21 protein-coding genes are annotated in these 19,246 nt (G+C 38.6%); 10 read left to right on the top strand and 11 right to left on the bottom strand.

The window, feature by feature from the left end; all coding sequences use genetic code 11:
• Nucleotides 1-273 precede the first annotated feature (273 nt).
• The 5 genes from tssH (at nucleotide 274) to FTV31_RS11335 (ending at nucleotide 7,404) form a co-directional block, all read left to right on the top strand.
• A complete protein-coding gene (gene tssH, locus FTV31_RS11355) occupies nucleotides 274-2,925 on the top strand; it encodes a type VI secretion system ATPase TssH (RefSeq protein ID WP_180014934.1) in 2,652 nt (883 codons plus the stop codon).
• Nucleotides 2,926-2,962: 37 nt separating this feature from the next.
• Entirely contained in the window at nucleotides 2,963-4,084 is a 1,122-nt protein-coding gene (gene tssA / locus FTV31_RS11350; protein WP_180014932.1) for a type VI secretion system protein TssA, read from the top strand.
• Between the two features lie 7 nt (nucleotides 4,085-4,091).
• Nucleotides 4,092-5,456, top strand: a complete 1,365-nt coding sequence (tssK, locus tag FTV31_RS11345; RefSeq protein ID WP_180014953.1) for a type VI secretion system baseplate subunit TssK — start codon at nucleotides 4,092-4,094, stop codon at nucleotides 5,454-5,456.
• 8 nt (nucleotides 5,457-5,464) lie between these two features.
• Nucleotides 5,465-6,277 carry a type IVB secretion system protein IcmH/DotU gene (gene icmH, locus FTV31_RS11340; RefSeq protein ID WP_180014930.1) on the top strand — a complete coding sequence of 271 codons (813 nt, stop codon included), beginning with the start codon at nucleotides 5,465-5,467 and terminating at the stop codon, nucleotides 6,275-6,277.
• Between the two features lie 173 nt (nucleotides 6,278-6,450).
• On the top strand, nucleotides 6,451-7,404 hold the full coding sequence (locus tag FTV31_RS11335) for a M15 family metallopeptidase (protein ID WP_180014928.1): 954 nt from the start codon (nucleotides 6,451-6,453) through the stop codon (nucleotides 7,402-7,404).
• A 37-nt stretch (nucleotides 7,405-7,441) separates the two neighbouring features.
• Here FTV31_RS11335 and FTV31_RS11330 read toward each other — a convergent pair whose 3' ends face one another.
• Nucleotides 7,442-8,209, bottom strand: coding sequence for an alpha/beta fold hydrolase (locus FTV31_RS11330; protein ID WP_180014925.1), 768 nt, complete (start codon nucleotides 8,207-8,209; stop codon nucleotides 7,442-7,444).
• Nucleotides 8,210-8,890: 681 nt separating this feature from the next.
• Here FTV31_RS11330 and FTV31_RS11325 point away from each other — a divergent pair.
• Complete coding sequence (locus FTV31_RS11325) at nucleotides 8,891-9,172, top strand: damage-inducible protein J (protein ID WP_180014923.1); 282 nt, start codon at nucleotides 8,891-8,893, stop codon at nucleotides 9,170-9,172.
• 34 nt (nucleotides 9,173-9,206) lie between these two features.
• Here the strand turns inward: FTV31_RS11325 and FTV31_RS11320 are convergent, their stop codons facing one another.
• The 7 genes from FTV31_RS11320 to FTV31_RS11290 all read right to left on the bottom strand — a co-directional run bounded on the left by FTV31_RS11320 (nucleotide 9,207) and on the right by FTV31_RS11290 (nucleotide 14,893).
• Nucleotides 9,207-9,575, bottom strand: coding sequence for a hypothetical protein (locus FTV31_RS11320; RefSeq protein ID WP_180014921.1), 369 nt, complete (start codon nucleotides 9,573-9,575; stop codon nucleotides 9,207-9,209).
• 15 nt (nucleotides 9,576-9,590) lie between these two features.
• The gene (locus tag FTV31_RS11315) at nucleotides 9,591-9,956 is read right to left on the bottom strand and encodes a hypothetical protein (protein ID WP_034706678.1); all 366 of its coding nucleotides are present in this window, start codon (nucleotides 9,954-9,956) and stop codon (nucleotides 9,591-9,593) included.
• A gap of 131 nt (nucleotides 9,957-10,087) precedes the next feature.
• The gene (locus FTV31_RS11310) at nucleotides 10,088-10,690 is read right to left on the bottom strand and encodes a nitroreductase family protein (RefSeq protein WP_005235545.1); all 603 of its coding nucleotides are present in this window, start codon (nucleotides 10,688-10,690) and stop codon (nucleotides 10,088-10,090) included.
• A gap of 419 nt (nucleotides 10,691-11,109) precedes the next feature.
• Entirely contained in the window at nucleotides 11,110-11,601 is a 492-nt protein-coding gene (locus FTV31_RS11305; RefSeq protein ID WP_034707227.1) for a hypothetical protein, read from the bottom strand.
• Nucleotides 11,602-11,939: 338 nt separating this feature from the next.
• Nucleotides 11,940-12,113, bottom strand: coding sequence for a hypothetical protein (locus FTV31_RS11300; RefSeq protein ID WP_180014920.1), 174 nt, complete (start codon nucleotides 12,111-12,113; stop codon nucleotides 11,940-11,942).
• A 235-nt stretch (nucleotides 12,114-12,348) separates the two neighbouring features.
• Nucleotides 12,349-13,743 carry a class II fumarate hydratase gene (gene fumC / locus FTV31_RS11295; RefSeq protein ID WP_180014918.1) on the bottom strand — a complete coding sequence of 465 codons (1,395 nt, stop codon included), beginning with the start codon at nucleotides 13,741-13,743 and terminating at the stop codon, nucleotides 12,349-12,351.
• 139 nt (nucleotides 13,744-13,882) lie between these two features.
• Nucleotides 13,883-14,893: an NAD-dependent epimerase/dehydratase family protein gene (locus tag FTV31_RS11290; protein ID WP_180014916.1), complete on the bottom strand. Its 1,011-nt coding sequence runs from the start codon at nucleotides 14,891-14,893 to the stop codon at nucleotides 13,883-13,885.
• A 69-nt stretch (nucleotides 14,894-14,962) separates the two neighbouring features.
• Here FTV31_RS11290 and tusD point away from each other — a divergent pair, with 69 nt between their 5' ends.
• The 4 genes from tusD to FTV31_RS11270 are packed head-to-tail and all read left to right on the top strand — an operon-like array spanning nucleotide 14,963 to nucleotide 16,362.
• Nucleotides 14,963-15,331, top strand: coding sequence for a sulfurtransferase complex subunit TusD (gene tusD / locus FTV31_RS11285; protein ID WP_180014914.1), 369 nt, complete (start codon nucleotides 14,963-14,965; stop codon nucleotides 15,329-15,331).
• Between the two features lie 44 nt (nucleotides 15,332-15,375).
• Entirely contained in the window at nucleotides 15,376-15,726 is a 351-nt protein-coding gene (locus FTV31_RS11280; protein ID WP_180014912.1) for a hypothetical protein, read from the top strand.
• Between the two features lie 25 nt (nucleotides 15,727-15,751).
• Nucleotides 15,752-16,036, top strand: coding sequence for a DsrH/TusB family sulfur metabolism protein (locus tag FTV31_RS11275; RefSeq protein ID WP_004785940.1), 285 nt, complete (start codon nucleotides 15,752-15,754; stop codon nucleotides 16,034-16,036).
• A 14-nt stretch (nucleotides 16,037-16,050) separates the two neighbouring features.
• The gene (locus tag FTV31_RS11270; RefSeq protein WP_005235445.1) at nucleotides 16,051-16,362 is read left to right on the top strand and encodes a TusE/DsrC/DsvC family sulfur relay protein; all 312 of its coding nucleotides are present in this window, start codon (nucleotides 16,051-16,053) and stop codon (nucleotides 16,360-16,362) included.
• Nucleotides 16,363-16,470: 108 nt separating this feature from the next.
• Here the strand turns inward: FTV31_RS11270 and FTV31_RS11265 are convergent, their stop codons facing one another.
• From FTV31_RS11265 to ybaK, 3 genes are all read right to left on the bottom strand, one after another.
• Nucleotides 16,471-16,953, bottom strand: a complete 483-nt coding sequence (locus FTV31_RS11265) for a hypothetical protein (RefSeq protein ID WP_180014910.1) — start codon at nucleotides 16,951-16,953, stop codon at nucleotides 16,471-16,473.
• A 64-nt stretch (nucleotides 16,954-17,017) separates the two neighbouring features.
• The gene (locus tag FTV31_RS11260) at nucleotides 17,018-18,271 is read right to left on the bottom strand and encodes a YncE family protein (RefSeq protein ID WP_180014908.1); all 1,254 of its coding nucleotides are present in this window, start codon (nucleotides 18,269-18,271) and stop codon (nucleotides 17,018-17,020) included.
• Nucleotides 18,272-18,480: 209 nt separating this feature from the next.
• Complete coding sequence (ybaK, locus tag FTV31_RS11255; RefSeq protein WP_159122961.1) at nucleotides 18,481-18,948, bottom strand: Cys-tRNA(Pro) deacylase; 468 nt, start codon at nucleotides 18,946-18,948, stop codon at nucleotides 18,481-18,483.
• Nucleotides 18,949-19,246: the final 298 nt, after the last annotated feature.

Genomic DNA, 19,246 nt, shown 5'->3' with positions numbered 1-19,246 from the left:
ATTTAACATAAAACATTCAGGAGAAGTCAAGCTAAAAAAGATTAACGGACTTAGTGACTAAAAATTTTAAGAATTGACAAAATTCTGATGAAAGATACAGACTTTTATTTTTATTTGAGTAAAATGAGCCAAAATTGTTTCGTTCAATTTTCATAAAAATTATAAATATGGACCGAATAAAAATAGAAAAACGTTCATTGTAATAAAAACAAAAAACACAGCTATCCATTTAAAAATTATAAAGTTCTGTGTGCTAAAAATAATGAGAAACTCATGAATAATTTAAAAATTTTGATTTTGAAACTTTCTGAACATGCACGCCTATGTCTTGAGAAATCTGCCAATACCTGCATCCAGCAAAAAAATTATGAAATTGAGATCGAGCATTTTTTTCTAGAATTACTCCAGCATCCAGAATTGAATGATTTAAAAATATTATTAGCAAAACATTGTATTGATAAAGACCATCTGATTAATCAGCTTGAACAAAGTATCCAGCAGCTTAGCAAGGGAAATTCCCGTACCCCTATTTTTGCCAAATCGATTATTCAGCTCTTGGAACAAGCCTGGTTGCTGGCATCCGCAGATCAAAACCCAGTGATTCGTAGTGGCCACTTGTTAGTCGCTTTACTGATTTCGCCAGAGCTTTATCAAATGGCTCTTCGGGCATCTTCTCTTTTTGCACAATTCCCTGTGGACAGTATGAAACATCAATTTCTGGAATATTGTGAGAAAAGTATTGAACAACTTAAAGTGCCTCAACCCTCTATTCCTTCCCCTGATTTATCTAGTGTTCCAAAAAAGACACCAGCGCTTGACCAGTATACGATTAATCTGACTAAAAAGGCTCGTCGTGGTGATATTGATCCGGTGATTGGGCGTGAATTTGAAATCAGGTTAATGCTGGATATTCTGTTGCGCCGCCGTCAGAACAACCCTATTCTCACTGGTGAACCAGGCGTAGGAAAAACTGCTGTAGTTGAAGGTTTAGCATTGAAAATTGTCAATGGCCAAGTTCCGAATGCTCTTAAAACAGTTGAGTTACACGTATTGGATATGGGTTTATTACAGGCAGGTGCCAGTGTCAAAGGTGAATTTGAAAATCGCCTCAAGCAAGTCATTGCAGAAGTACAATCCTCTACCCACCCTATTATTCTTTTCATTGATGAAGCACATACATTGATTGGAGCGGGTAGCCAAGCTGGTCAGAATGATGCAGCGAATTTGTTAAAACCGGCGCTAGCACGTGGTGAATTAAGAACTATTGCAGCGACGACTTGGGCTGAATATAAACATTATTTTGAAAAAGATGCTGCATTGAGCCGCCGCTTTCAGGTAATCAAAGTTGAAGAACCAACTGAGCAGGTCGCCATCGATATGCTTCGTGCTATGGTTCCTGTGATGAGCCAGCATTTTCAAATCCAGATTGATGATGAAGCCATTCGTACTGCTGTGCATGCATCACATCGTTATATCAGTGGCCGTCAGTTACCGGACAAAGCAATTAGTGTATTAGATACTGCGGCTGCACGGGTGGCCTTGAGCCAAAATGCTCAACCTGCCAAATTGGATCAGTTACAGGCTAAGCTGCATAATCTCAAACTAGAATATCGACTTCTTGATCAAGAACAGACAACTTCATATCGAACTGATCGATTACAAGAGCTGTTAGATATGATTCATTCCATTCAACAAGAGATTAATCAGACTCATAATCAATGGCAACAAGAGCTGCAGCTTATTCATGAGATTCATGGCTTAACTAAATCGGAAGCATCGGTTGATCAACACCAGATTCATCAACTACGTCAAACATTAGCTAAGATTCAGGCACAAAGTCCACTGGTTTATGAACGTGTAGATGCCAAAATCATTAACGAAATTATCTCGCACTGGACTGGAATTCCAGTCGGTAAAATGATGAATAATGATATTTCGCAGATTCTTAATCTGAAAAATAAACTCTCACAGCGAGTCATGGGCCAGGATTATGCTTTAGAACAACTGGTTCAAGGCATTAAAACGTCCAAAGCTGGACTGGAAGATCCAAATAAACCTCAAGGAGTATTTTTACTCACCGGCCCAAGTGGAGTTGGAAAAACCGAAACTGCACTGAGTCTTGCTCAAGAACTCTATGGTGGTGAATCGCATCTAATCACGATTAATATGTCCGAGTATCAAGAGGCGCATACGGTTTCTTCTTTGAAAGGTGCACCCCCGGGCTATGTTGGGTATGGTCAAGGTGGTGTATTAACAGAAGCCGTTCGCCGCAATCCTTATAGTGTGGTACTTCTGGATGAAATCGAAAAAGCCCACCCAGATGTACAAGAATTATTTTATCAGGTCTTCGATAAAGGTGTGCTCGAAGACAGCGAAGGTCGCCTGATTGACTTTAAAAATACCACCATTTTGCTGACCTCGAATGTCGGCTCACATGTCATTATGCAATCCTGTATAAGTCAGGAAGTTGATCAATGGCCAGATGCAGATACCTTAATTGAACATCTCAAACCAAGCCTTTATAAGCAGTTTAAACCAGCATTTTTAGGACGCATGCGAATTGTTCCTTATTATCCGCTTTCAGATGAACTGTTAATCCAGATAATTCAGCATAAATTAGGGAAAATTACCAAGAGGATTCAGCAGCAGTATGTGACTCAGGTAAGCTATAGCGATGAGGTACTGGAATTATTACTCAGTCGATGTACAGAAATAGATAGTGGTGCACGAAATATTGATCACATTTTAAATGCATCCATATTGCCAGATCTGGCGGCAAAATTACTGGTGGCTATGAGTGAAAATCAGCTGCCAAAACTGATTCATATCGATGTTCAGAAAGATACTTTCTATTATCATCTGGATACAGAATTATCAGTACTCAAAAAAAGGCATTCCAAGAAAAATAAGGCAAATGCTGCTTAAACAGCAAAGATTAAAATAAGAATAATTAGGATTCATAATGACATTGGAATTTGAATATTTATTTGAAGAAATTTCTGTAGAGCATCCTTGTGGTATAGATTGCTCATTTTCGAACGAATTTCTAAGTATTAAAAATGCCAGAATACAGGATAATCCTTTACTGGATCAAGGAGAATGGGTTGCCGAACCCAAGCAAGCAGATTGGGCTTTTGTAGAAATAAAGTCGATAGAACTACTGACTGAAAAAACTAAAGATATCCGTTTATATACTTGGCTGATTGAGGCTTGGGGTCATCTATATGGTTTTGAAGGTATTGCCCGAGGCCTAGAACTTTGCCATCGTAGCCTGGAGCAATACTGGTTGCAACTGCATCCTAAAATTGAAGAGGATGATCTGGATCAACGCTTGGGATTATTGGAAGGTTTTATTACTCAACTTCCGAGATTAATCAAGCAGGTTTCTCTTATTCAGCAATCTCCTTTTTATAGCCTGAAAGACTATGACAATTTTCTATATTTACAGAATCAAAAACGTAAACAACAAGTAGATGATTTAGAAGCACAAGAAGGCACAGAGCAAAAGTTAGAGCACTTTGAGCAGTTATTGCTTAATACTCCTAAAGAAGTTCAACAGCAAAATTATCAGTATTTATTAGAGATTCAACATCAATGGCAACAGTTCAAGTCTGCGCTTGATGAACTTCTTGGAATAGATGGGCCAAGTTTTGCTGCAGCTGATGCTCAATTAGAGTCTATTTTTGCCAATATTCAGCGGATATATAAAAAAGACATAAGTTCAACGAAATCTGCATCTCCGGCTCCAGCCGATTATCAAATGGCTCAGATACTTGCACAAAATGAAATAAACCTTTCTTCAGGTCAGGTGCTGCCAACTTTCCAGCAATCTGTTCAATTCCATAATCAAAATCATATTGTTAATCGTGAACAGGCTATACAGATTCTGAAAGAAATTGCCGATTATTTTCAGATGAATGAGCCACATAGTCCGGTGAGCTATATGCTGCAAAAGACTATTACATGGAGCCAAATGCCTTTACATGAGTGGCTGGCCAAAGTGATTAAAAATGAAAATCCTTTAGAACATCTACATGAATTATTGGGCGTCCCTGCCCAAAATGAATCAAGCTGCGAGTGGTGAAATCTCAATGTTTAAAGCAGAAAAAATACTTTGGGGTGAAGGTCTGTTTTTAAGACCTCAACATTTTCAATTACAGGATGCCTATCACGAACAGCGACTGAATCACACCATTCGTGCGACCTTCCCTTTTGCTCATGGCATTCAGTCGATTGAGTTTGATGAAGCTCAACTTGGAATGCAAATTCTGGCATTAAATAAAGTTGAAATGATCTGGCAAGATGGGGAAATTTATCAGGCACCTGCAAAGGATTTATTACCTGAACCGGTTCAGCTAGATACACTGAATTTACAAGGTGAAATCCAAATTTATTTGGCCTTACCGATGGTGCAGCCAAATAAACAGAATGTCAGTCATGCTGATCAAGCCCGACCTAGCCGTTATCATTCCCATTTAAGTTCAACTCATGACTTGTTTACCGATGCAAGTACTGCTGAGATTACATTATTGCGCCGTCGTGCTGAATTAAAAATATTTGAAGGTAGCCAAGAACCTCAGCATCACATGGATGGCTACCTGTATCTTCCAGTAGGTCGAATTAAACGACAAAGTTCAGGGAATTTTATTTTTGATCATAAATTTATCCCACCAATTTTACATATACAGGCCAATGAAAATCTTTTGGTTAATTTACAACGCACCTTGAATATTATCCAAGCAAAGATCAAGACCATTCAGAGTAATAATCGGGAAAATGAACAGAAACTGATTGAATTCCGTTCTGGGGATATTGTGTCTTTCTGGCTGGTCAATGCCTTAAATACTGCATATGCGAGCCTAAACCATATTTTGCAGTATCCGATTATTCATCCTGAACGTCTCTATAGTGAACTATTACGCCTAACTGGCTCATTGCTAACTTTTTCGACTGCTTATGATGTCGATCAACTGCCTAAATATCAGCACTATCATCTATACGAAAGCTTCAATCAGTTAGATATCATTTTAAGAAATCTACTGGATACCATTATCTCGAATCGTTATATCAGCATCTCCTTAAAAGAAACCCGACCATCCTATTGGCTTGGCAGCCTGGAAACCGACAAGATTACCCGAGATACGCGTCTATATCTGGCTGTTTCAAGCAGTGTGATGCCTGTCCAAGATTTAATTGCTTATGTGCCGATCCGTTTTAAAGTTGGCAGTACAGTTGATGTTGAACAGCGAGTCATTGCAGCCCTTCCAGCTATTCCAATTCAACATTTAATTCAGGTGCCAACAGCGATCCCGGTTCGTTCTGGAGTCAGCTATTTCGAAATTGAACCGAATAACGATTTGTATCAACGCATGTTCGATTCAGAATCGATTTGTATTTATATACCGAATGGATTTCAGGATATCAGGATTGAACTTATTGCAGTCATGAAAGGATAAGTATCAGTATGAATACAATTACAAATTCTGCACCATCACTATTTGATGATGGCCAGATCGGATCTGGAAAGATTGTTACGCAAACAACTGATCAGAAATCTCATATGACGACCAATCTGATTGATCTTCTCTATGACGGATTTTATATTGTCTTTTTGCTAAAAAATCATTATATCCCTTCGCATCCAGCATCGTTTCGTGAAAAGATTCTGGAAATGCTAAACTATTTTGAGCATCAAGCACGTAAACAGCAATTTTCTTTTGAAGACATTCAGGATGCTAAATATGCTTATTGTGCCTTATTAGATGAAACTATTGTCACGCAGCAGGATGCCCGTTTCTTTGATCTGCAAAATTACTGGATGATAGATCCATTACAATTAAATTTATTTGGTTCTCAACTTGCAGGTTATCGTTTCTTTGAGCATCTAGAGGAAATTCGTTATAAAGATAATGAACGTTTAGCGGTACTGGAAGTCTATCACTACTGCCTGTTATTAGGTTTTCATGGAAAATATCGGCTTGAGTCTGTGCATAGTTTGAATCAGCTGATTACCCAAGTGAGTGAACAGATTGATTACCTAAAAGGTAAGAAAACGCCGTTTTCCCCTTTTGCAGCACTACCTGACAAGATCAAACATATTATTCATCGTGAATTACCATTTTTATGGATTTTGGTATTTTTGCTTTTGTTCACTCTAATGAGTTTTGTCGGTCTGAAATATATGTTATCGAGTGAAACTACAGAAATTTTTACTCAATATCAGAATGTGATTAGTGCACCAGCGGAACAGGCCTACATCACGATTCATTTACCTTAATGAAACCTATAATAAATGATCTATAAAAACTAATAACTTAAAATAAAAATGAAGATAAAACAAAGCAGCTTATATCAAATAATGTGTCATTTCTTACTGGAAAAAAATGCTTTAATTTATGAATATTTTAATATCAAGCTAATATTAAACTGCTCGAATGGGATGACTGCTAGATGATTTTTATCATTATTAGCAGCTTTATTCTTCTCAGCTGTATTTTGGTTTTGATGCAATTCTATGAGCTTAGGCAGTATATACGGAACTCTTTAATTGCATGGCTGCCACAAACTAAAAAACAGTTCATCACAATTAAGCAATTTATACATCAATTTAAACTGGCTGGATCTCCAGACTATCTACAATCACATTGGTATTTACAACAATGGTGGATCTTGATTGCAGGATCTATATTATTTATCAGTATCCTGATGTTTTCTTTGACTCGGCCTGTTTCTGCCAGTATGTCTGAGGCACGTTATTTACAAAAAGTCGACCCGCAAATATATGCACTTTTGGAAGGTCAAATTTTGACTCCACCTGAAGAAGTCGATGAAGCTCTCATTCTTGAAGCTTTGCAGGAAGACCAATATGTCCATCAACCGGTAATTTCAGCGCAACGATTTAATTCTAATATTCAGGATATACATTTAAACCACTCTCAAGATCTGAATCAGGCTGATCGCAAATGGCACAAGATGAATCCGCGTTTTAAGCAGCGTTTATTGATGGTATTTAAAATCATGCAGGAACAGTATGGCTATGAACTGGTATTGCTTGAAGGATATCGGAGCCCAGAAAGACAGAACTCACTGGCGGCCAATAGTAATATTACCCGAGCCAAAGGTTTTCAGAGTTATCACCAGTTTGGTTTGGCTGCAGATATTGCTTTTAAGCGTCATGGCAAAGTAGTAATTAGTGAACGTGATCCATGGGCTATGCGTGGTTACCAGTTATATGGACAGATCGCAGAATCAGTAGGACTCACTTGGGGGGGACGTTGGAAATCCATTCAGGATTACGGACATACGGAATATCGTATGCCTGGTCTGAAGAAAACTCCTGAAATGGCTTATCAATTAATAAATGAAAGTCAGTTGCAAACTCATGCAATAATATCTCAGCCATAAAGAATGAGCAGAAGGTAAATCTGCTCATCAATATAATTTATTTTTCATCAATAAAATTTTGCATATGCTGCAAAACTTCCGCCGTCTTTTCACCATGTAGCCAGTGCCCTGCATTTTCAATTACTTCAACCTGCGCATGAATAAACTGCTGATTGATGGCTTCAAAATGTTCAGGTTTAGAGATATACGATGAATTTCCACCTCTTAAGAATAATACTGGAAGTTCATTTTTTTCTATCTTCTCCCAAGCAGTAATATCTTCATAATGATCAAATAGTGCTTGCACATTAAACAACCACTGCCCTTTATTGAATGATTTTAAAAGAAACTGGATGACCATTTCCTCTTGAATATATTCACGCATAATTTTTGCTGCTTCATTTCGTGAAGCGACTTGCGCCTGTTGGACTGCAAACAAGGCTTTAAATATTTCAGAATGATGATTTTCTTGATATTGAATTGGCGTGATATCTAATACAACCAGTTTTTCAATCAGATCAGACGCCAGGTCTGCCAGCTTCATGGCAATTTTTCCGCCCATTGAATGCCCGACTGCAATAAATTTTTTAATATTTAAACTGGCTAAAGTTTCTAAAATATCTTCGGCCATGATTTGATAATTCACTTCATCAGAATGGCTAGATAAACCATGATTTCTGACATCAATTTGAATCGTAGTTGCCTGCTCTGAAAAATGTCGGGCTAACATACCTAAATTACTTAAACTACCAAATAAACCGTGAATAAATACCATTGGGGCTAAAGTTGATGTTTCATGGGTTTGTATTTGATAATTCAGGATCATTTGAGAATTCCGTGATTTCCTATGTTAGGTGTTAATAGTGGAGTTATATTGGAAGTTAATCAATTGCTAATGACATAATTTAAAATTTTACTTAGGCTATTTTTATGGAAATAAAATATGCTTAGGCTAAATTGCAATATCTGCTCATAATTGAGTGTCACACTAGATCATTAATAAAAAAAATATTTTAAAATTTTTAGGAAATATACGAGTTTTAGAGATTTATTTGGTATTAAGTTTTAATTATGGAATATGGATTTTGCGAGAATAAATATAAAGTAGAAAATTGCTTAGGCTATTTTAGCGTGCAATGATTTTACCGCCCTTCGTTTGAGTAAAAAAGAAACACATAAATATTTAATATTTCTTAATAAATTTCAAAAGTAGCTGATATATACCCGGTAAAATTTGTATATAAATAGATTTTTATAAAGTTTATTTAATGAGTAATTTAAAAAGCACTGAAATCCTTATGCTACGTATCAGAGTATTTATGCATTTTATAAGCAAGCTGAGAGTCGAAAAAACGAGCTAATTTTTTGGCCCTACCCTTTTGATTCATATACCTTCATTCAGGCCAACATCCCTAAATAAGATATGAATATTTAATTTCATTAGCTTGTATATGCTTCATATCTGATAGTTTAAAGTAGTGTATAAAATGTATTCTAAGGCTATCTTATGAACAATTTAGTTAAAAAAAGTATTGAATTCTTAGTGCAACAAGACGTTGTTGAATCAGCAGAATGTGTAATAGCAGAAGCGGGATTAACTCCAGCAGAATTAATTACGATAGTTTATGGTGAAATTGTTCGAACAGGTCAAATACCTATTATTCCTCAAGCAGGAACTAAGGATTTCAATATAGCTCGATTAACAGCAGCGAGTTCCTCTATTCCAACTGTCAAAGTTTCCACTCCGGAACAGAAGGATGCATTTTTAAATGATGATGGTGGCTATTAAAACTCAAGACGATGCTCTTGCTTTTATAGCTTAATTACACTTCCCTACTCTTACAAAATACTGCGGTGGTCATACCTGAATTATTCATGCTCTGTGCTTGTCGATCCAGAAAGCTTTTAGCAATCATCGCCATTGTGGACGCCATATTGAGTTCATGATTTTCTTCAGAAACTTTTTGAATCTCTTCATAAGCCGTTAAACGCTGGCAGAATGCCTGACGTTGACTTTGTGCATCTGCATTCTGATCTGGCTCATCTAAAATATGTTTGGTTTCATTGACTATTTTTGTTTGTTTGGCAATAAACTGATCATAGTCCGCTTGTGAAAGCTTTTCGGCAAAAGCCATATTGTTTAATTGCATGCAAATAAAGAAAGTACATATTAAAGATGAGGATTTGATCATTTCGAAGGTCTTCTTTTAGTTTTCTTCTTTCCAGACATCTTCATAATCATCTGCATCAATCATGAAGCGGTAGCCCTGCTCTAAAGCCAGATAAGGTAAAACTTCAGGGGCGATATCCTGTAACTCACGCACAGTCATGGTTTCAAAAGCATCTTCATTTGAAGCCAGTTCACCACCATAAATATACCAGCTAATATTTTCTTCTGTCTCAGGCTTTCTACGGATTCCGACAATTGGATCCTGCTTCAGGGTATGTACAGCCACTGCAACGACATCATCACCACTTACTTCTACATAAGCAGAACCGACCTCTTCACACAGCAATTTCTGCTCTGCAATCAGTTCCTGTAATGGTGATAATTTCTGCGTGTTTTTCGACATTCGGTTTGACTCATTAAATTCTTCAAATACCGCTTTAGTTTAGCCTAGTTTTAAAAAATCTAATGCGTATTTTTATAAACAACCTGAAGATCTGTCCTTAAAAATGATTAAAGACAGATCGGAAATTAAGCTTATTGGAAAACTTTGAAGCGTTGATCATCTTCCAGATAATCTTTCGCACGCGCTTCGCCTTCAACTGAACCAAATACCAGTTGAGCACGAAGTTTCCAGTTTTCTGGAATATCCCACTCTGCATGAACCTGCTCATCTACAATCGGATTATAGTGTTGTAAAGATGCACCCAGCCCTTCAGTATGCAAGGCAGTCCAGGTAGAGAACTGAGCAATAGCAGTTGAATGTTCTGCCCAGATTGGGAAATTCTCGGCATAAGATGGGAATTGCTCTTGCAAGCCTTTTACTACATTTTGATCTTCAAAGAATAAAACTGTACCCGTACCAGCAGCAAAGGTTGCCATTTTTGCAGTCGTTTTTGCAGCACTTTCTTCATCTTTGGCATAGCTTTTTAATTTATCAGCGACAAAGCCCCAGAATTTTTCATGTTCGCCATTGAATAAAATAACGGCGCGAGATGATTGCGAGTTAAAAGATGACGGACTTTGCTTGATCGCATTTCGAATCAAATCAGTTAAATATTCAGGAGACTGTTCTACATTTTTACCAATGGCATAAATAGTACGGCGTTTTGTAATTAAATCTAAAAACTGATTCGACATTCGGTTAAATCCTTGGATATATCTTCGAGAAAAATGGAACCTTCACTTATTTTTATGAAGGAATTCTAATGAATAATAATTCTGTGATTCATTTACTCACAAGTACTGATAGCTTAAAAAAATATGACTGGAATAGCTATATTATTAAAGTAATATCTTTATATATTCTTTTGATAAAGAATATTTTTTTAATTTATTTTTTATCAAACGATAAAATAAATGCCCTTTTCTGAGCCAATTTCTGTTTTAAAATAAGTCACCATGTTCAATGATGTAGCAGAAAATTGTTTTGATGATAAATATAGAAAATTGCTTAGGCTATTTATTGTCATAAGGGAAATGTCAATTCTTAGAAATCGCTATAAAAAAATCATCCCCCAATTTGGAGGATGAAATTGAATGAATCAGCTTGAATTTACTTAGAATTTGGCATTAAGCACTTGAGCAGAGACTTTATTTTTCCAAAGATCACGTAAGGTTGGTAAATAGAATTTTTCACCTAGTTCTACCAGTTCAGCATCAATCAAGCCATGCACATCATGCATAAATAGATAATCCAGATCCACACTAGAAAGCTTAAGATGTTTCTTCTGATATTCTCTGCGTTTTTGCTGCGCCTCTTTCACCAACTGATCTGCAAATGTCTTATCTTTATACTGGGTGATCGCATTTAAACGCAATTCAATAATGCCCCACCCTGTTAATAACATCTGAAATGTCTCAAAGTCCTGAGTGGTTGATTCCCAGGTCATTTCATCAAGATTTTCATTTTCCGGGAGAACAGGTAAAAGAAGTTCCATTACACTTGGAAAAATCTTTTTAAAATTCAGAATAAATTTAACAGGATGCTCACCTGGATAATCCTTGAATTGAATCTTTTTTTGAACATCTGTTAAATAAATATCAAGCATTAAATTTTCCTTAAACAACCTGCCACTTTATGGATGTTTATTCATATGCTATAGAAACTCATGCGGAATAAACGACAAAACAGCAGTAAAAACGAACTGCATTTTAGCAGCTATATACGCTTATTCAATGTTAATTCGGTATGAGAAGCCATGAGGATAGGCTTTAGCACTAAAAAAACTTCAATAGTTATCTCTAACCATCCTTCTAATACGATTTCACCCGTAATTTTAAATTCTTTCTTTTATTTGCTCATGAATCTATAAAATTAAGAACTCCTGATGAAGAGAATAAAAAAGCCCACTCATAGAGCAGGCTTAATAAACAATTATGAGTTGAGTTAATCTATCTCACCAGTTTTGCCGGTTTCCATACATTCGATACACTGTTTGGCTTCCACAGCGTTATAGCCGGTGCCACTACAGCTGCTACACTTCTTTTTTGTATAATCTGGATATAGATCCTCATCTGGATAGGGTTCTTCCAGATCAAAATCATCATCAAAGTCAGTCATCACCCTTACCTCATTTTTCTAGTTATCAGGGAATTTCTATTAGTAATCCTTCATTGCATATCTGTCAAAACCTGAACGATAGATGGTTCATAGTATTTAATAAACAAGCTCAATTGAATGAGAATTTTCCAGCAAAGACATGTGCTTGTATTTTATTAAAATTTGTATGAATAATCCTTAGATATTATAAAGCCCTCATTTAGAGGGCTTTATTATTTAACCATAATTAGAAGACTTATTTTACGTTTGGAGCCACCATATTTTCAGGACGAACCACCTGATCAAACTGTTCTGCAGTCACCAATCCAAGTCCTACTGCGACCTGTTTTAAGGTTTTACCTTCTTTATAGGCAGTCTTGGCCACTTTAGCTGCATTCTCATAACCAATGACTGGATTGAGTGCAGTGACCAGCATTAATGAATCATGCAGGAAGTGCTCAATCTTGTCACGGTTAGGTTCGATTCCGACTGCACAGTTATCGTTAAAGCTGTTACATGCATCGCCAAGCAGTTGGATAGACTGCAACAGGTTATAAGCAATCACTGGCATAAAGACATTCAACTCAAAATTCCCTGATGCACCGGCCACATTAATCGTCGTGTCATTTCCTAGAACTTGGGCAACGACCATGGTCATGGCTTCACTTTGAGTCGGATTCACCTTACCCGGCATAATACTTGAACCCGGTTCATTTTCAGGAATACGTAATTCACCAAAACCACAACGTGGTCCACTTGCCAACCAGCGAATATCGTTGGCGATTTTATTCAAGCTAACGGCTAAGGTCTTTAAAGCACCAGAAGCAAATACTGCTGCATCACGGCCGGCCAAAGCTTCAAATTTATTAGGAGCGGTGACAAAAGGTAAACCTGTTAATTCCGCTAGAGTATCCGCGGCTTTAACGGCGTAATCTGGATGGGCATTGAGGCCTGTACCGACGGCGGTTCCACCTAATGGCAATTCATATAAACCTTGTAAAGCCTGATACAGACGAATCAAGGCATGATCCAGTTGAGAGACATATCCACTGAATTCCTGACCCAAAGTTAAAGGTGTGGCATCCTGAAGATGGGTACGACCAATTTTTACAATCTCAGAAAATTCCTGAGATTTTGTATGCAAGGTATCACGTAAACGTGTTACTGCCGGTATTAACAGTTCATTGATCTGTAAGCTGGCTGCCACATGAATCGCGGTCGGAAAAGAGTCATTGGTCGATTGAGCACGATTGACATGGTCATTTGGATGCACAGGCTTTTGTGCGCCTAAAGGATTACCCAGCTTCTGGTTAGCAATATTGGCAATCACTTCATTACAGTTCATGTTACTTTGCGTGCCCGAACCGGTTTGCCATACAACTAGCGGGAACTGATTATCCCATTGACCGCTAATCACTTCATCCGCAGCACCGATGATATAGGTCGATAACTCATGAGGAATCTGGTTTAACTCGGCATTGGTGATCGCAGCTGCTTTCTTGACCAAGCCCATGGCACGAATCATAGCGCGCGGCAGATGCTCATTGCCAATCTTGAAGTTTTGTAGACTACGCTGTGTTTGTGCGCCCCAAAGTGCTTCACTCAGTACAGCGACTTCTCCCATCGTGTCATGTTCAATACGTGTTTGCATGCTCAACCTCAATTGTTATTCCATGTTTTACTCATTTAGACAGCAGCTTCAATGCTGTACCCTATTCATTCATCTTAATGAGTTTGATTAATTTTACAAATGATAATTATTATCAATAATTGGCTTATAAGATTTTAAATCACTGCCCTCTTAACGTATTCTGATAGAACAGCCATTCATCCTCTAACATTTTCCTCAAGGTATAACGTGGTTGCCAATGTAATAACTGTTGGGCTTTATCCGTATTAGCACCCAGTTGATCCATTTCAGCATGCGGATATGGCAAAGCATCTACTATAGGAACAGCGGATTGAGTGACTTCTGCAACCTGATCCAGCAAAGTCTGCATTGAGATTAGCTCTCCAGCAATATTAAAGGCTTCGCAAGTCCATTGTTGCTGTTGAGACAGCCAATGTAGCGACTTGAATACTGCATCACAGACATCCATCACATGTAGAAAACTACGTTCTACTGTATAGTCTTCGGTCTTGGCCTGACGGCGCAATTCCAGATATTCACGCTGCTTCGCACCCACCTGCATGGCCAGAGGCACAATATTCTTTGGTAAAGGTGGCACCCATTCACCTAAAATACCATTTTCAAAAGCACCCGCGACATTGGAAAGACGTAACATCGCAATACGCCATTCATTATCCGTCTTGGCAGTATCCCGGATGATTTCTTCCACCATCTGCTGTGATTTAATATAAGGATTTGGATAAGTGTAATTGAAAGCCTGATCTTCTTTTAAATCCGCTCCGGAATGGCCATATACAGCCAATGAAGACAAATGCACCAGATTGCGTACTCCAGTACGCTGCATGGCACGCATCAAGCTCATGATACAGCTGACATTATCATTATAATATTCAAGTGGTTTTAAAACTGATTCTTCTAATGATTTAAAGCTGGCAGTATGAATGACAGCCTGTACTGAATTCTGTTCAAAAACTTTATTTAATGCTGGAGTGTTACGGATATCAATTTTGACAAAAGGCACATAGCGGCCGGAAATAAATTCAAGGCGTTCTAAGGTCTGGAGACTGGCATTGGCCAGATTATCGACCACAATGACCTCTAGTCCTTGTGCCATCAGACTTAAAGCAATATGTGAGCCTAAAAAGCCTAAACCACCCGTCACTAAAATCATTGTATACTACCTACTTTCTTTGTAGCCAAGATCATCATCCCGCGTTGATCAAGCCTGTAGTGAATTTCGATGAGCACCTTAATTCTTGTTACCTCCGCACCGCCTTCTATTTATGCCTGGCATGCGCTTGGACTCGCCCAAGCTTTACAACATAAACAGGAAGCTTTCCGTGTATTTTTCTATCAAGATGGCGTGTCGGTCGCAAATGCATTGCAATGGGTGCCCGACGACCAGCGTCATCTCACACGTTCCTGGCAGGATCTGAAGATCCGCTTACCCGTTTGTGTCAGTGCAGCCTTAGCGCGTGGGATTACAGATCAGGAAAATGCTCAACGTCACAATATTCAGCAACATAATCTTGCTGATGGTTTTGAATTGGTCGGTCTAGGCGAGCTTGCTGATGCTGTTCAGTCCTCACAACGTCTAATTCAATTCTAGATGCTTCATTTTTCAGGATGTGTTGCTTTTAAAAGGAATCTTGTGTGAAATCTGTACTTGTTATATTAACTCAAGCCAACCTGAACAGCTTGCAGGTGCATGAAAGTCTGTCTGCCACGATGGTACTGGCGACCTTCGGCGCTGAAGTTAAAGTATTACTCCAAGGCGCAGCCTTGAGTCTTTTACGTTCTGAGCTTCAGTTTGACCAGCTGAAACATGCCTTTAAACTGGCTTCAAATCTGGTGGATAGTTTCGAATTTTATGACCTGACACCTATTCTGGTTGAACAGAAAAATCAGGACTCTCCTTTTGTAAAGCAAAGCGAACAGGAGATTGAGTTGATTAAACTCAATTCAGAATTCGTTCAAAAATTTGATCACGTATTGTATTGGTAAGTTGGTAAGGATGAAGGATAAATAAATGTCAGATCAAACCCTTTACCTGATCCAGTCAGATTATGCAGCGACGGCGTCAGTCCTTGATCAGTTAGCACAGCTCCATGCTTCAGATGATCAGGTGGTCCTGATGGGAGAATCTGTGCTGTATCTGGACCATGCTTTCGTACAGCAACTGCCGCAAGTTTATATCCTAAGAAATGATGCAGAAATTCTGATCTCACCTTTATCGGAAAATGTTGCTTTACTCGACTACTCCGAATTTGCAGATCTATGTCTGAAATTTAGTCGCTGCATCTCAATGAAATAATCCATGAGTCAAATATGAATCTAGAACTGGACCAAGATGGTCATTTAGTCGATTACACCATCTGGAATGAAGACGTTGCCCAAGTACTGGCAGATACATTGGAACTTCAACTTACTCCGTGGCATTTTGAAGTGCTACAGGCAGTCCGTCAATTTTATCAGCAGTTTGGGCATTCTCCTGCAACCCGTCCGTTGATTAAATTTTTGATGAAGACAGTTAGCCCGGAAATTAACAATGCCTTATTACAGGAAAAGTTTAATACAGGTCTGGTGGCACGCCATTTAAGCCGACTGGCTGGTATCCCGAAACCCGCGAACTGCTTATAAGTTTTAATCTAAAATATGAATGAAGAAAAAGCCCGTTTTAACGGGCTTTTTCTTATTAAGCTTATTTAGTATCTGCATCACAACTAAGTAAAGCTTTAAACCGGAAGATTAAAAACTTTTCTGATCCAATGCATTTAAGGCTTGATCCAGCTGTGAAGAGATTTCAGGCAGAACTTTCTGTAAAAATTCTATTTGAGCTCTCGCCTCTTCCGGAGCAACGACCTGAGCATTCACCAGATTCTGCTGTTGTAACAGCAAACGATCTAGCTGGCGATAGTCTGGCTTTTCGCCTTGACTTAAGCCATTCATCATTTGGGTAAAATTCAGATAAAGCTGCTCTCTCTGTTGCAATAAGACCTGCTGTTCAGAATCTACTTCCGGGTGTCTAGGCGTTCTTGCCGGTACAGCTGATTTAGGATTTAAACTGGAAGTAATCAGTGATTTTGCTGGAAAAGTCATCTGATCATCAGGTTTCAGTATATTGAATTCTGCCTTATAGATATCCTTATGAACCTGATAAGCAATCCCCGCCAGAATACCGGTTAATAACATTCCCGCCAGCAGATATAAAGTAAGTGTCTTGTTCCTCATCTATGCCACCTACAATGCTTAGAGCAATGTTCATAATACATTGCTCTTTTTGAGCCATTATTTGCTACGGCGTAGACCAGTCTGCTGGAGCATAACCGATCCGGACACGCTGTGGATGATTGCCTACTGGTACGCTAGTAACTTTATTTCCTGTCGCGAAATCAATTACGGTCACCACATCCGTTTCACTTTCTGAAATGATACAGCTACGGCCATCCGGACTTCGGGTGGCCCAATATGGCTTACCTGCAGGAATCAATTTTCCGGCAGTCAGACTCTGACGATCGACAATGGTGGCATAATTATCCATCGTGCCCGCAACACAGAGTTTTTCACCGTCTGCACTGATTGATAACCCATGATGGCGGGAATCATTCACCCATTTGGTGCGGTCTTTGGGAATGCTATCACTACCTGGCAACTGACCAATACGGGTCACTTTATTCTGGTTTAAGTCATACTCAATCAAACCATTAAAAAATGATACCTGAGCATAGAGTTTGTTTTCATCTTTGCTAAAAACCATCGGCCGCACTGAATTAGATAAATCCTTTCGACCAAAAGCATCCAATGCTGGTCTAAAGTCAATTTTTTTAAGCACCTGATGGGTATTGGCATCTGCTATGGTGATATAGCGTTTACCCTTGGTGAAATCCTGCCACTGAGCATCCAGTGAGGTTTCTACATTACCAATGGCCGAGTTCAGAATTTTTCTGCCATTCTCAAAGTAGATATTTTCATGCGGTTTATCACCTGTCGCAAATCGACCAAGTTCCTTACCAGTATGAATATCCAGTACATGCACCACATTTCCGGAAGATGCGGAAACCGCGACACGCTGGCCATCTGGTGAAACTGCCATATGATCCGCGCGGAAGCCTTCAACTGGAGTACGCCAGTTAATTTTGCCTGTCTTGATGTTGATAGAGACCACATCGGCAAAACTTGGACGAGATGCGACCACTGACTGTCCATCTGGCGTGGAATACATATCGTCGACCAGCTGATCATTACCTTCACCCGCAGTAGCTTGAATATAGGTATAGGCAATCAGTTTAATGGGATTGAGGTGAATCTCTTTCAGACGCTCCTTACGATCAGGAATCATGTTGATCACACCAACCTTGCCAAAGTCACCTGAAGATCGAATCACTGTAACTGTTCCATCCCAGTTATTACCCACAAAGAAAACTTGCTGGGAATTGGGCGGTTGAGGCAAGGTAGACGAATCTGCCTGTGCAGTTGAAAAGACTGAGAGTATGGCCATCGCGGACAAGCTCATACAGAACCGTGATAATCGTTTTTTCTGGATTTCCATGCGGTATTCTCCATATTTTCTATTTTATTGTTTTTATCTTTGTTCAATCCACAGTCAGGCCGTGGATCTCAATCATCCACTATACAATGAAGAAAAAACCATGCTGAATTTTCCGACAGAATAGAAAGATAAGAATCCAGAAAAGTTGAAGCGTCCATTGATATGAACGCTTCTCAGTAAGATAGTTTTATTGAAAAATGCTTTGAACTTTAGACATCCAATACATCAACGAATTGAGCATCTAGAACCTTAGCTAGGTCCGCAGGTTTTAAACCAATATCCAGACCGCGTTTACCCCCACTGACATAGATTTTATTCAGCTGTTCTGCAGATGCATCAATGACAGTTTTCAGGCGTTTTTTCTGCCCAACCGGACTAATCCCACCGACAAGATAACCGGTTAGACGTTCTGCCTGTTTGGGATCAGCCATTTGTAGCTTTTTACAACCAAAGGCTGATGCTACTTTTTTCAGGTTTAACTGATGGTTGACTGGAAGAACTGCTACAAAATACTGCTTCTCATCCGTGACCAATAAGGTTTTAAATACTTCTTCTACTGCCAGCCCTAACTTTTCTGCTGCTTCCAAACCAAAGCTTTTGGCATTGGCATCATGTTCATATTCGTGAATGCTATATTCAATTTTTTGAGATTTTAATAATTTGCATGCAGGTGTCATAACAGCTTCGATAGTATTTTGACGGGATCTTCATTATAGCTTATCAAGTCTGCTTGGGTTTTATTCTGTGATTCTGAATAGCTTATATAATCAATATGTGTTCAAAATACAATCAGATACCATTAGCTTTTAATCCAGAATATCTATTCATATTGCACTTTAACTGAACTTAACTATCCCATTTATCATTGTAATTCCGCATACCATCTTGTTCTTAAGCTTAAAAATTCATCATTTAAAAACATAGGCAACATTCAGATGAATAACAACGCCTATACATGAAGTGCCATTTTGCCAA

Source organism: Acinetobacter sp. YH16031 (genome assembly GCF_013417335.1).
In the GTDB taxonomy this organism is placed as follows: Bacteria; Pseudomonadota; Gammaproteobacteria; order Pseudomonadales; family Moraxellaceae; genus Acinetobacter.
This window is presented reverse-complemented; position numbering and strand designations above follow the sequence as displayed.